The sequence below is a fragment of the Mangrovibacillus sp. Mu-81 genome, assembly GCF_036867415.1.
Taxonomy (GTDB): domain Bacteria; phylum Bacillota; class Bacilli; order Bacillales; family Bacillaceae_B; genus Rossellomorea.
The window spans coordinates 12,027-25,786 of sequence record NZ_JBAJHU010000016.1; the positions used below are offsets into that span (position 1 = coordinate 12,027).

General features: G+C 44.5%; 14 protein-coding genes. 7 read left to right on the forward strand and 7 right to left on the reverse strand.

The genetic code is table 11. From position 1 onward, the window contains the following. Positions 1-61 precede the first annotated feature (61 nt). The 4 genes from V6B33_RS20245 to V6B33_RS20260 all read right to left on the reverse strand — a co-directional run bounded on the left by V6B33_RS20245 (position 62) and on the right by V6B33_RS20260 (position 3,026). Positions 62-595 carry a superoxide dismutase family protein gene (locus V6B33_RS20245; RefSeq protein WP_334219467.1) on the reverse strand — a complete coding sequence of 178 codons (534 nt, stop codon included), beginning with the start codon at positions 593-595 and terminating at the stop codon, positions 62-64. Between the two features lie 198 nt (positions 596-793). Next, complete coding sequence (locus V6B33_RS20250; protein ID WP_334219468.1) at positions 794-997, reverse strand: hypothetical protein; 204 nt, start codon at positions 995-997, stop codon at positions 794-796. Positions 998-1,231: 234 nt separating this feature from the next. Next, complete coding sequence (locus tag V6B33_RS20255; RefSeq protein WP_334219469.1) at positions 1,232-1,687, reverse strand: helix-turn-helix domain-containing protein; 456 nt, start codon at positions 1,685-1,687, stop codon at positions 1,232-1,234. Between the two features lie 598 nt (positions 1,688-2,285). Continuing rightward, positions 2,286-3,026, reverse strand: coding sequence for a peptidylprolyl isomerase (locus tag V6B33_RS20260; protein WP_334219470.1), 741 nt, complete (start codon positions 3,024-3,026; stop codon positions 2,286-2,288). 93 nt (positions 3,027-3,119) lie between these two features. Here V6B33_RS20260 and V6B33_RS20265 point away from each other — a divergent pair, with 93 nt between their 5' ends. Further along, complete coding sequence (locus V6B33_RS20265; protein ID WP_334219517.1) at positions 3,120-3,524, forward strand: kinase-associated lipoprotein B; 405 nt, start codon at positions 3,120-3,122, stop codon at positions 3,522-3,524. 106 nt (positions 3,525-3,630) lie between these two features. Here V6B33_RS20265 and kapD read toward each other — a convergent pair whose 3' ends face one another. Continuing rightward, positions 3,631-4,251, reverse strand: a complete 621-nt coding sequence (kapD, locus tag V6B33_RS20270) for a 3'-5' exonuclease KapD (protein WP_334219471.1) — start codon at positions 4,249-4,251, stop codon at positions 3,631-3,633. Between the two features lie 277 nt (positions 4,252-4,528). Here kapD and V6B33_RS20275 point away from each other — a divergent pair, with 277 nt between their 5' ends. Beyond that, a complete protein-coding gene (locus V6B33_RS20275; protein WP_334219518.1) occupies positions 4,529-5,743 on the forward strand; it encodes an MFS transporter in 1,215 nt (404 codons plus the stop codon). A 56-nt stretch (positions 5,744-5,799) separates the two neighbouring features. Continuing rightward, positions 5,800-7,611: a transglycosylase domain-containing protein gene (locus V6B33_RS20280; protein WP_334219472.1), complete on the forward strand. Its 1,812-nt coding sequence runs from the start codon at positions 5,800-5,802 to the stop codon at positions 7,609-7,611. 151 nt (positions 7,612-7,762) lie between these two features. Here the strand turns inward: V6B33_RS20280 and V6B33_RS20285 are convergent, their stop codons facing one another. Both V6B33_RS20285 and V6B33_RS20290 read right to left on the reverse strand, forming a co-directional pair. Beyond that, positions 7,763-8,338: a DUF5366 family protein gene (locus tag V6B33_RS20285; RefSeq protein WP_334219473.1), complete on the reverse strand. Its 576-nt coding sequence runs from the start codon at positions 8,336-8,338 to the stop codon at positions 7,763-7,765. Positions 8,339-8,541: 203 nt separating this feature from the next. Next, on the reverse strand, positions 8,542-8,808 hold the full coding sequence (locus V6B33_RS20290; RefSeq protein ID WP_334219474.1) for a hypothetical protein: 267 nt from the start codon (positions 8,806-8,808) through the stop codon (positions 8,542-8,544). A gap of 305 nt (positions 8,809-9,113) precedes the next feature. Here V6B33_RS20290 and V6B33_RS20295 point away from each other — a divergent pair, with 305 nt between their 5' ends. The 4 genes from V6B33_RS20295 to V6B33_RS20310 are packed head-to-tail and all read left to right on the forward strand — an operon-like array spanning position 9,114 to position 13,759. Beyond that, the gene (locus V6B33_RS20295; RefSeq protein ID WP_334219475.1) at positions 9,114-11,519 is read left to right on the forward strand and encodes a Na+/H+ antiporter subunit A; all 2,406 of its coding nucleotides are present in this window, start codon (positions 9,114-9,116) and stop codon (positions 11,517-11,519) included. After that, on the forward strand, positions 11,516-11,944 hold the full coding sequence (locus tag V6B33_RS20300; protein WP_334219476.1) for a Na(+)/H(+) antiporter subunit B: 429 nt from the start codon (positions 11,516-11,518) through the stop codon (positions 11,942-11,944). The genes V6B33_RS20295 and V6B33_RS20300 overlap by 4 nt, the downstream gene beginning before the upstream one ends. Then, entirely contained in the window at positions 11,944-12,285 is a 342-nt protein-coding gene (locus V6B33_RS20305) for a Na(+)/H(+) antiporter subunit C (RefSeq protein ID WP_334219477.1), read from the forward strand. Before V6B33_RS20300 ends, V6B33_RS20305 begins: the two co-directional genes overlap by 1 nt. After that, on the forward strand, positions 12,278-13,759 hold the full coding sequence (locus V6B33_RS20310; RefSeq protein WP_334219478.1) for a Na+/H+ antiporter subunit D: 1,482 nt from the start codon (positions 12,278-12,280) through the stop codon (positions 13,757-13,759). The genes V6B33_RS20305 and V6B33_RS20310 overlap by 8 nt, the downstream gene beginning before the upstream one ends. Position 13,760 lies beyond the last annotated feature (1 nt).

Below are 13,760 nucleotides of genomic sequence, written 5' to 3' on the forward strand. Positions count from 1 at the left end.
CCTATTGGCTATCCTGCTCTATCTTTTTCTGTTCAGCCAGAAACAAACAACGGGAACTTTTTTACTTCTTCTCTTTTTCTTTTGCAATTTCAGCACAGGCGATCCGCGTACCTGATTCTCCTGCAGGCTGTGTCATGCCGTCATCCTTGTTCTCCGTGATGACTAGTGACGTGCCTTCTTTCGTGATCAATGAAGTCTTTCCTCTCGTCATCGTCACGAGCGGCGCCATCAACTTTACCTTCACCGTCCCGTCATCTTTCACGATGATGTTCGGCAGGTCACCGGCATGTGCGCCTTCAGGATGCATCAAACCGTGTTTTTTATCATCAGGATTGAAGTGGTTGCCGGCAGACACGAAGTCAGGCCGTTTACATGAGCCTTTTTCATGAAAATGGATACCGCGTTCACCAGGCGGCAGGCCCTCCAGATCAAGATCCACTTCCACCCCATCCGACTTCTCCTGAAGGATCACTTTCCCAAGCGAATCGCCAGTATCATTCTTCATATCGATTTCGGTCTTCTTTGGGTTTTCAATGGCACACGCCCCCAGCAGGATGGCAGGTAAAAGGATGTATAGTAACTTGTTCGATTTCATATATAATTCCTCCAAATGTGCATACTCTTCCTCCATTTTTGACGAGATAGAGAGAAAGTATTCTTTTTAAAAGGAAAAAACGCGGAGAGCGGAGAAGGCATTTGATTGCATAGAAATCCACAACTCCCGCTCTCCTCAAATTACTCTATCCCATAAAAAAAGCACGCTTCCCATTTTCGAAGCATGCTTTCACGTCGATCATTCAGTTTCACGATTCCTCTGCCTGACTTCATCTTCAATGGCTTTTGTCTTCAGTTCTTCTTTCTTAGATACCTTTTTGATCAAACGGAACGTCAAAATCGTCAATATAAAAAAGATGACCATCCAAATAGCGGCTGGGATATATTCTGTCTTATCTTCCGGAAAATATAAAAACAAATTCAATACAAACGAAGAAAGCATAACAAGCTCCTTTCCTTTCAAAACAAACTCTTTCATCATTATACCAAGATAAAAATCCAGAAACCAATGCTTAATCACAAGAATTTAACGATTCTATGAACACCCTCGTGAAGAGAGTATTTTATAAAGTTAAATCAAATTTGTCCCAACCTCTTCACGTTCCGACAATTTCCGGGGAAATGATGCAGTGTTCATCAATAATCTCCTATGACTTTCATGGGAAGAGGTGAGAGCTTATTCTTCTACATAATTATTTTTCAGTTGGTCTGAACCGATACCGCCGAGGACCATCAACACCAAGGGCAAGAAGTTCGATACAAATGGCATGCCTTCCAATATGGTTATTTCCATCCCTGCGATTTTATTCAATGCCAGTATCAGTAACTTTGATGTCAATAGCAGCACCCCGAGCATAAACACACTGTCAAAGAACATCTTCATCTTTGGATGAGCCAGCTGTTTACTGTCCCGTATCACTTTTTCTTTCAATTCTTCATCACTCCTCAATAATTCATCGATCGTAATACCAAATAGGTCACTTAAATGGATGATTACCTCGATGCTGGGATAATTCTTTCCTGTTTCCCATTTGGATACGGATTGGCGGCTTACATGAATTTCCTCTGCAAGTTCATGTTGTGACCAATCTCTTTTCTCCCGCTCTTTTTTTAATCGTTCACTGAAAACCATAATGTAATCATCGCCTTTCCATACCTCATTATCGTGAAAAAAATGATGCAAAGTAAAGCTAGTATTAAGTGCACTGTGATGCAACTTTTGTGCGACATGAAAAGAGGCTGGGACAAAACAAAAAAACAACTGCCTAAAGGCGAACATATCAGTGAGGACCACTGAATATCGCTAATGATTTCCGTGCAAGACTTCGCTTTCCGCGGGTAGCCGCCTCCTGGGCAAGCCTGCGGGGTCTCACTTGTCTAGCTGCAGGGCTTAGAGGCACATGTCATAAGCCAAACCAGCCTCTAAGCAAAGCCCTTCCGCTTTTCTAATAAGCTACTTTTCCCGCAGGAGTCTCCGTCTTGCACTCCAATCAACCGCTGTAACATGCTATATTTTAAATCGACTTTTGAACAAAGCTAATTAAAAACCCGAACTTGCTTGAATCCTCGAATTCAAACCAGTTCGGGTTTTACTTAGAATATATCACTTTTGTCCCAGCCTCTTTGCTAAATAAAACATATTTTATTAAGCAGGGATGCACGATAACATCTTGAGCGCAGCATGCCGCCCTGTCCAGTTTTCGAATCTAAACCTGCAGCCAACTTTTCAGTTATTTCACTACTTTGATGTTCTCGATGATCACATCTTCTTTAGGAACATCATTCTGTCCGACTTCGACGTTTGCGATTTTATCCACGATGTCCATTCCCTCGATCACTTGACCGAATACGGTATGTTTGAAGTCAAGATGAGGGGTTCCGCCGCGTTTTACATAGGCGTCGATGACTTCCTGCGGGAATCCGGCTTCTTTCATTTTTTCTTCAAATCCTGGATTCATTTCACTGTTCTGAACGATGAAGAATTGACTTCCATTCGTATCGGGGCCAGCGTTCGCCATCGAAAGCGCTCCGCGGATGTTGAAAAGCTGCTTGGAGAATTCATCTTCGAAAGACTCTCCCCAGATGCTTTCGCCGCCAGTTCCGTTACCATTGGGATCTCCGCCCTGGATCATGAAATCTTTGATTACTCGATGGAATTTCAATCCGTCATAATAGCCGTTTTCGCTGTGAGTGATGAAGTTTTCAACCGTTTTAGGTGCCTGTTCAGGGAATAATTTTATTTTGATGGTACCCATCGAGGTCTTCATTTCCACTGCCTTTTCATTTTCTGCCACTTCCGTTGTCAACTGCGGATAAGTCATGTTGTCATCTCCTCCAGATTCTGTGTCATCCGTTTTCTTTTCTTCTGTTTCAGCAGCTTTTTCTTCGCTGCTGTTATCCTTCTCTGTTTGTCCACATCCGGCAAGAATTAAACCTAATAGACACAAAGATAATAGAATCAATCTCTTCATATATGTACCCCCACATGTTACGTTTATCGTATACTTTGCCACAATCACTTTGTGTTCCATTATAATAGACTTAGACACTAAAGAGGAGGGGTAATTTTGCAAAATTTTCAAATAGGGGATAAAGTCACAGCTTTTTACAAGACAGGAAAATATATAGGTGAAGTGACAGGTGAGCGGACCGGAGCGTATGTGGTAAGGATCCTCGCCGTACTCAAGCACCCTCGCCAAGGGGATTTACATAACCCTGCGGAAGTGGATGTTCCATTATTTCACGAACGCAAAGCACTTGCATTCCGGGAACAGGCAAACATGCCTGAAAAAATGGTCAAGCCTTTTGAAGGGGAAATACCTGAATACAACGAATCACTCCTGGCTGCTTTCGGAGATCTGAAAAAGCAGCAGGAGGCGGATGGGTCCCCGCATGCATTAAAAAGTCTGGAATCCCTAAAAGGGATTCAGCGGGAATATGAGTTGATGTATGGGTTGACGTTTGAATAAGTCAGTGTCTCTGTCATGAATTAAACTGACAATTAGCCCAAAGAAAAAGCACTGCATTCCGGCATTGGAAGGCAGTGCTTTTTATGTGATGTATACAAGTATTCCATCAAGCAAGCTGATTATAGAACTTGCTCAAGTCGATCCGGTCGCCGATGGTAGTCGGTTCGGCTTTATCGAGATACTTCTTGTCTTTCTCCACAAGATTGTATATATGATGGGTGGTCAGTGCATCATCGAGTGCTTTATGATGCTTCCCGACTCCTTCCCTTCCGTATTCCTGAACCGCTTTCCATAAACCGGTTTGGTTTTGATCTCCGAAGAAACGTTTGTATTCCATCGATAAATCGACATATTGGGCTTTAAAAGGAAAGGCAATGCCCGACTGGGAGCAGTTATCCCTTAACACTTTCATATCCATGTTTCCCCAAGTGACGACTTTTTCGATTCCATTCGAGTTCAACAGGTTGAAATAATCGATGAGGGTCTGGAAGGAGATGCCTCTGTCTACTTTATCTTGCGTGATCGATAAGAACCGTTTGCAGCGATTGGTCAGTCTGGGGAAGGCAGATGGTTTTACATAAGTGGAAAACGTATCTGTCACTTTCCCCTTCTGAACCACGACTACACCCGCTTCGATGATTTCCGGAAAAAAACCTTTGGGGACTCTATGCCGTTCAGGCATCGAAAATTCAAAGTCAATGAACACAAGCTGCTTTGCTTTTACCACATAACTCCCTCCTCAAAATCTGATCAGACCCCAATTTATCTAGTAAAATAATATTCTTAATACGGACGAGTTTATGTACAAACACCATCAAAACGCTGCATCGTCAGTGAGAGTACACAATTCTTATTCTTATATTATATCATGTTCGACCTGAGAATTATGACTAAATCCTTTGCTCCATGGCGAATTTTTTTCATTCAGTGGACTCTGACCGCAAACTCTAATAAAATAGATATTTAGAAAACCGAAATAAATAGTTAATGAGAAGGTGTTAATCATTTCAATAGAAAAAAAGAATCTTGTCATCATGGTCATGGCTAACTTTCTAGTCGCCGCCAGTGCCACTATGGTCCTCCCGTTCTTATCTCTTTATATAGAGACTTTCGGTGATTATAGTGCTGAGTACGTTCAGCGCTGGTCCGGTTTTGTGTTTGGTATTACTTTTTTAACGGCTTTCTTCATTTCACCTTTGTGGGGAAGATTTGGGGACCGATACGGTTATAAGCCGATCCTCTTGATCACAGGATACGGTATTGCCGCTTCCATTTTCTTAATGGGATTCATGGAATCTGTTCATGGGTTGTTTATTCTGCGGATGCTTATGGGGGTCGTTACCGGGTTCATTCCGACGTCCATGGCGCTCATCTCTTCTCAGACTTCAAAAAGGGAAGCAGGCAAGATCTTAGGTACCCTGCAGATGGGGACGGTATCCGGAGGCTTATTCGGTCCAGTCATCGGCGGAATTCTTGCTGATAATGTTGGTTTTTCTTATACCTTTATCTTCACGGCGGTTTCAATTGCGATCGCTGCGACAGTGGTGCTGTTCGGGATCAACGAACAGCGTGGTAAAGCGCAGAGGAATAAGCAAAACAAATATTCAAGCAAGCAGGTGCTTCAGCACATATTCAGCCATAAGCTGCTAGTGACTGTGATCATCCTGTCCTTGATCATTCAGGTTGCCAATTTCAGCATTCAGCCTCTTTTGGCTCTTTATGTGGCTGAACTGACTTCTTCTGCCAACCTTGCATTACTGGCCGGCCTTGCCTTTTCAGCGACAGGTTTCGGAAATTTCATCGCTACACGGCAATGGGGGAAGCTTGGTGATCGGATCGGGTATGAGAAGGTCCTCTCCTTCCTATTGGTGCTTGCCTCCATTCTTATCGTCCCACAAGCCCTTGTGACCGAACTATGGCAGCTCGTGCTTCTCCGGTTCCTGTTCGGAATGGCCATCGGCGGTTTGATTCCGTGCATAACCGCATATATCCGGCAGGAGGCGCCTGTCAGCATGCAGGGTGAGTTAATGGGCTACAACCAGAGCTTTCGTTTTCTTGGAAATGTGATTGGACCGGTCCTTGGAGGAACTTTATCCGGATTTATTGGAATTTCTTCCGTTTTTTATGTAACAGGTGCTTTATTCTTGGGGGCATTTGGATTATTATGGTGGAGTATACGACATTCTGAAGTTGACGGTCACGTGAATCAAGATTACTAGTAAAGTAGAGTGAATGAATGAGAGTTTTTACAGGGTTTCTTACAGTGATTTGTTTTATGACTATCTTTTTTACCATATTGTTCTTCACGACTGAGGAAGTAGACAAAGTCCAGGGTTTTCAGGATGAACTTGAGAGCACTGTGAATACAGATCAATTGAATCTTAATAAGACCAGTTTGCTGCTGGACGAAAACGGCAGCGTGTTTTCAGAGGTGAATCGCCCCTTTCGATTATACGTGGAAGATGAGAAGATCCCTCCATTCGTAAAGGAAATTCTGGTCGTTTCCGAGGATCAGCATTTTTATGAGCATGTGGGGTTTGACGCAGGTGCCATTCTAAGGGCGGTCGTAAAGAATCTGGTATTCACCCATATTCAGCAGGGAGGAAGCACGATAACCCAGCAGCTCGCCCGGAACCTGTATTTAGGTCAGGAAAAGACGTATAACCGCAAGCTGACGGAGCTCTTCTATGCACATGAGATCGAAAGCTCCCTTTCAAAAGATGAAATACTCGAGCTTTACCTTAATGTCATTTATTTCAGCAACGGCGTATATGGAATCGAGACAGCATCACAATATTATTTTCAAAAAAGTGTGTCGGAATTGAACAAAGCAGAGATGGCTTTCATTGCATCCATCCCGAATAATCCCGGCAAGTACGATCCAGTCGACCATTTCGATCAGACTAAAGTTCGTCAGGAACGTCTGCTTGACATACTCGTAAATACGGAAAGGCTGGCAAAGGAAGAAGCGGACAAGCTGAAGAAAACACCAATAAAGCTCAACATCCGCAAGAAAATCGACCGCTATCCCGATTACGCTTTTTACGTGGAGGAAGAACTGAGAGAGCTGATATCACTTCACGAGGGGTACAAAGTGCAGCTGGAAAACGCCTCATCCCCTCAGGAAAAAGAACGAATCATTAAAAAACTCGATGACAGGTTTGAAAGCGTGATCGCTTCAGGCGTCCGGATTCAGACTGCTCTCGATCCTGAACTTCAGCAAAAAAGTGTCTCAGCCCTGAACAAAGGACTGCGGGGTGAAAAGCTGCAGGGGGCATCGGTGACGATCGATAACGAAACAAGAAGAATCGCGGCATTGACCGGTGGGAAAGAGTATAAGAAATACAACTTTAACCATGCCTTTCAAGCTTACAGACAGCCGGGTTCTTCCATCAAGCCGCTGCTTGTATATGCGCCTTATCTTGATACATTCAAATCATCCATTTATGAGAAGGTGAATGCCAATCGTTACTGTGTCGGTGATTATTGCCCGATCAACTACGGAGGCGTGCAGCCTGGTACGGTCACGTTAAACCAATCACTGGCCCAATCCTATAACGCATCCGCTCTCCGCTTGATGGAAAAGGTGGGGGTCGAAGAAGCCTTCGACAAGATCTCAGCGTTTTCTTTTGAAAAACTGACTAAACAGGATCGCACCTATGCAGCTTCAATCGGAGGATTCACCTACGGTTTCAGTCCTCTCGAAATGACGGATGCATACACTTCATTCATCAATGGGAGCTATACAAGAAGCCATGCGATTATAAACGTGAAGGATGGGAAGGGAAAGATCCTCTACGAGTGGAAGAACGAGCCGAAACAGGTCTGGTCAAAAGATACAACGGCAAAAATGCGTCAGATGCTCGCAAACGCTGCAGCCAGCGGTACAGGAAAAGCCGCTTACGTATCCAAACCCTATGTAGGAATCAAAACAGGAACCACCAATAATTATCATGATTACTGGGTGATGGGACTCACGAACGAGTACACAACCGGTGTCTGGGTCGGTCACGACATCCCGCAAAATATGAGCCGGATCGAAAGACTTCGCCCGAGTCATAAAATTTGGCAGGCGATTATGAAATAGCGCTTGGAGACTTGTCTCCCGGCGTTTTTCATTATGCACAAACTCTCGATTGTTCGACACAATTCAACAATTTCGATATCCTTACTTCCTCACTTCGCCAATATAAAAAGAGTATGAAACAAAATGTTTCATACTCTAAAGAATACCCTCCTTACAGTTTCACCTTCGACATGATCGGCAGGCTTGCCATGACGCCGTTATACAGTTTCAAAACGACGAAAAAGATCGTTAAGAACAAGGAAGACCATGTAAACAGCTGTAGACTGATGACCCCGATGATCCCTGCTTTGGAAACGGTGACGCTGATTTTGTATACAAAATAAACAAAATAGACGATGGAAGTGACTGCGAAAACGGCAACTAATCCAAGGAAAGATTTAAGGCTGACCACCGAAGCGACACCGCCGATAAAATAGATGAGTGAACCCGAGCGGACCCGGTTATAGAGCTGCCCTTCCGATTCTTTCGAGAAGAACAGCATCGAGACACCGTTGATGGTTTCGGCTATCAGCTTCAAGGCTGCAAACACCATGAAAAAGACGATCATCAGCAGGATCAATAATACTAACTTCAGTTGAATATCGGATAAAAATTCACGCATCCCCGGGTATACGCCAATTTTCTTAAAAAGGTCGACAAACACATCCACCCCATAAACGGAGAAGGTAAGACTGAATAATAAGATGGAGAATAAGGGCAGGTAGCTTGTTAAATATGTATTCTTCAATTGATAACTCTCCCAATGTGATTATTCCATACAGCACTTTCATCATAATCGTTTATGGGACTCTTGAAAAGGGTATGAATAAGAAAATCCTGGGACAATCGACATAGGATACGAGTTAATGACACGATTGGATCAATCGGTCCACGCGCAGACGGGTTGCTGCAAAAAAACTGCCTCCCCCATATGGACACGAGTGCAGGCAGTCAGTCGATAACGTCTTCTGTTTGGGTCATTCTCTTAGGAACGATGCGAATATACTCCCTCGGCCTGAATGGCTCCCGGATCCAGCTCTTATCTGCTGGTAATTCTTCCTCTTCCGATCCGCTGTATTGGACAGGCTGCAGATTTACGGATTGCGGATCATCCGTTTCGATGATTCCCCGGTTGAAACGATCCTGGGATTCGATCATCCACCCCAATCCGACAAACGTGAACATTATGGTCGTAAACGCCGCCGTTTTTCTTTTCATTTTCATCACCGCCATATGGATAGGATTCTCCAAATTGACCAAAACTATTCTTATAAAGTCGACAAATTATGTGTGATTTCTCAAAAAATTTCATGGGGGATATTCCGCGTTTCTACATATTTAATACTTCATGAAAAAACCGCAGCAGGCACAGGCATGAGTAATGCAAGCATTGTTTTTTTACGTTATAATGCCTTTAGGTTAAAGCTTTCGGGCATACTAGGAGGATCGTGGAAAAGATTATAAACGGAGTACATAAGACTGAGTAAAAAAATACATAAATTTTCATACGAGGGGGGTTTTTTATGACACTATTACATTGGGCTATTATATCGCCTTTTTTATTTGCAGTTCTAATCCCATTTCTGTATAAAGCGCTGCGCCAGGTACACACCGGCTGGTTTGTCTTGCTGCTTCCGGTTGCTTTATTCAGTTATTTCATTCAATTCATGCCGGTCACGAGCGATGGTGGAGCCATCAAGGAAACGGCGGAGTGGATGCCATCATTCGACATTAATTTCACCGCCTATATCGATGGTCTCGGATTATTGTTTGCACTCCTTATTACCGGGATCGGTTCTTTAGTTGTGCTTTACTCCATCTATTATCTAGATAAGAAAAGGGAACAGTTACATAATTTCTATGTATACTTAATGATGTTCATGGGAGCCATGCTCGGTGTGGTCCTTTCAGATAATCTGATTGTCCTTTATATGTTTTGGGAGTTTACATCCATTTCTTCTTTCCTGCTGATCGGTTACTGGTATCACCGTGAGCGGTCGAGATATGGTGCATTGAAATCGATGCTCATTACTGTATTCGGCGGATTGTCCATGCTGGGAGGATTCATTCTTCTTTATCTGATGGGCGGAACTTTCAGCATCCGTGAATTGATTTCACAATCCGATTTTCTGATGAGTGAAGCTTTGTTCATTCCTGCGATGCTTCTCGTTCTGTTGGGGGCGTTCACGAAATCTGCTCAATTCCCATTCCACATCTGGCTCCCGGATGCCATGGAAGCCCCTACTCCAGTCAGTGCCTATTTGCACTCTGCAACCATGGTAAAGGCGGGAATCTATCTCGTTGCCCGCATGAGTCCTGTATTTGCAGAGACAAGTCTTTGGTTATGGCTTGTCGGGGGATTTGGTATTTTCACCTTGTTCTGGGGATCCTACAATGCTGTGAAACAAACAGATTTAAAAGCGATACTCGCATTCTCCACTGTCAGTCAGCTTGGTCTTATCATGTCCTTGCTTGGTGTAGGGGCAGCCGCACTGCACTATACCCACCTGGATGACAACATATATATGGTGGCAACACTAGCTGCTGTATTCCACTTGATCAATCACGCTACCTTCAAAGGGAGTCTGTTCATGGTTGCCGGGATTGTCGACCACGAAACAGGCACCAGGGATATCAGGAAGCTCGGCGGACTGATGAGCTTTATGCCGATCACCTTCACGATCGCCATCATCGGTGCATTCTCGATGGCTGGACTGCCGCCGTTCAACGGATTCCTCAGTAAAGAAATGTTTTTTACCGGTATGGTCCGTGTGCTTGAAATGGATATCTTCAGCTTGGATACAGCGGGAATACTCTTCCCAGTGCTTGCGTGGGTGGGAAGTGTCTTTACGTTCATCTACAGCATGATTCTTGTATTCAAGACATTTACAGGTGAACATCAGCCGGACAAGCTTGAGAAGAAACCGCATGAAGCACCGCTTGGCATGCTGATTTCTCCAATCATCCTGGCTTCGCTGGTGGTTGTGTTCGGATTTTTCCCTAATATTCTTTCTGAGCGCATCATTGCCCCGGCAGTGGCTGCGATCACGCCAAGTCTGGTGGAAGAAGGTCACGAAATCAAAGCACATATCTCCTTTTGGCACGGGCCGACCCCTGAATTATTCATGACATTCGGAGTCATCCTGTTCGGAATCCTGCTTTATCACCTGCTCCCAAAATGGAAGAAGGTATATTCATGGATTCCTGAACGCCTGTCGCTTAATTCCATTTATGATGGATTCCTGTCTGGCGGGGAGCGTTCAGCTTCCTCTTTTACAAAAGGGTATATGACTGGATTCATCCGCAGTTATCTGGTCTATATATTTGCGTTTTTCATCGGCATTGCGCTATTTGGATTATGGTTTAAAGGTGCCTTTGCATTCAATACGGTTGAACTTGCTCCGATTGGGATTTATGAAATAGCCATTGCGCTGCTGCTTGTGATCAGTTCTCTCACTACGCTGTTTGCAAAGTCGAGGTTAACATCGATCATTTCCCTGGGGGCTGCAGGCTATACCGTCTCATTATTCTTTGTCTTATTCCGTGCACCCGACCTGGCTTTGACACAGCTTGTGATCGAGACCGTATCGGTTGCATTGTTCCTGTTGTGTTTCTACCATCTGCCAAAAATGAGCCGGCACGAGACACGTGTTAAGTTCAAAATTGAAAATGCTGTGATTGCAGTGGGTGTAGGGGTCGTCGTTACCTTGTTTGCCATTTCTTCTTATAGCACAAAACTGTTTGATTCGATATCAAGCTATTATATTAAAAATGTCTATGATGTCGCTCACGGAAAAAACATGGTCAATGTTATCCTTGTAGACTTCCGTGGATTTGATACATTATTTGAAATTTGCGTGCTGGCCATCGCATCACTAGGGATTTATTCCATGATTAAACTGCGCCTGACAAGGAGGAAAGAAGGATGAAACCAAAAACAAACGACGTTATTTTACAAACCGTAACAAACGTTGTCGCCTTCATGATCCTCTTGTTTTCACTCAGGATTTTCTTCGTCGGTCACTACACGCCGGGCGGAGGTTTCATCGGAGGCTTGATGACTTCAGGCGCAATTGTGCTGCTCTTACTTGCTTATGATATTAAGACCGTGGCGACTATTTTGCCGGTGGATTATAAAATCATCACTGCTGTCGGATTGTTATTCGCTGTCGGCACTTCTGCCGGCGCACTTGTGTTCGATGCGCCTTTCCTGACCCATGCATATGGTGAGTTCCATCTCCCTTTGCTTGGTGAAACGGGTCTGCATACGGCAGTATTATTCGATACAGGCGTGTATCTGGTTGTTATCGGTGTAACGATGACCATTATTCAAACAATAGGAGTGAGTGAATAATGGAGATATTAATGGCAATAGTTGTTGGAATTCTTTTTACCTGCTCCGTATATTTGATGCTTTCGAAAAGCCTGCTCCGGATCATAATCGGGACGGCTTTATTAAGTCACGGAGCACATCTGCTGATTCTTACAGTCAGTGGCCTTAAAGGGGGGGCTGCTCCCCTTTACGGCGAACATGCGGAATCTTATGTCGATCCATTACCGCAAGCGTTGATCCTCACAGCGATCGTCATCGCCTTTGGGGTGACAGCCTTCTTCCTTGTTCTCGCTTATCGGGCATATCAAGAGCTTGGCACAGATAATGTGGATCAGATGAGAGGAACTGAAGGAAATGACTAACTTATTGATTTTACCGATTCTGATCCCGCTGATCACAGCGGTGATCTTAATGTTTGTCAGCAAATATGTAAACGTGCAAAGGGGAATAGCCGCTATCTCGACGGCGGCCACAGTAGCAGCTTCCCTTGTACTGATCAACACCGTTTCCCGTGATGGAATCCAGACGGTGAACTTAGGAAGCTGGAAAGCTCCCTTTGGCATCACACTCGTTTCCGATATGTTTTCAGCCTTGCTGGTGACGACGACAAGTATCATCACGTTGATCGTGGTCCTTTACTCGTTCAAGTCGATCGGCATTGACAGGGAACGTTTTTATTATTATCCCGTCGTGCAATTTCTTCTCGTCGGGGTGAATGGCGCTTTTACAACGGGTGATATCTTTAATCTCTTCGTCTTTTTCGAAGTCATGCTGATGAGTTCATATGTCCTCATCGTTCTTGGCGGGACAAAGAATCAGCTGCGGGAAGGCATCAAGTATATCCTTGTGAATGTCATCTCCTCTGCCTTATTCGTCATCACGGTTGCCTATTTATATTCCGTGCTCGGCACCCTGAATATGGCGGATATCTCGCAAAAAATTGCCGAAGCCAATCAGCCGGGCATCCTGACGGCGATCGCAATCCTTTTTCTTATCGTCTTTGGGTTAAAGGGAGCGATATTCCCGTTATACTTCTGGCTTCCGGGATCTTACTATGCACCGCCGACTCCGATCCTTGCATTATTCGGTGCCCTGCTGACGAAAGTAGGCGTATATTCGATCATCAGGACGAATACGTTATTTTTCTACCATGATGCGGGCTTTACACATGAAATCCTTGGAATACTCGCAATCCTGACGATTGTCATGGGGTGCATAGGGGCCATTGCATACTGGGATGTTAAGAAGATCATCATCTATAACATCATCATTGCGGTCGGGGTGATCTTATTCGGGGTATCCACTATGAATCCCGATGCTTTAGAAGGTTCGGTTTACTATCTTGTTCATGACATGATCATCAAAGCGGCATTGTTCCTGCTTATCGGTGTCATGATCAAAATCACCGGGACGACCGACCTTAAGAAAATGGGCGGTCTCATTAAAGAATATCCTTGGCTTGGCTGGACATTCCTCGTAGCAGCTTTCTCACTGGCGGGAATTCCGCCTCTCAGCGGATTCATTGGAAAGCTTATGATCCTGAGAGGAAGCTTCAGTGAAGGAGCCTATATAGGGGCAGCAGTCGTTCTCGCTTCAAGCCTGCTCGTCCTGTACTCAGTCATCAAGATCTTCCTGAATGGCATATGGGGGTCGCCAAAACCCTACCACGGGATTGCAAAAGGACATGCACGTTATTTATGGATGACATCCGCCGTTTTGGTCCTGTTGGCAGTCTTATACGGCTTTGGGGCAGAAATACTGCGCCCGCTGTTCACACAGGCAGCTGAAGTATTAACGGACCCGAATCTTTATATAGACGCAGTGTTAAAGGAGTAAT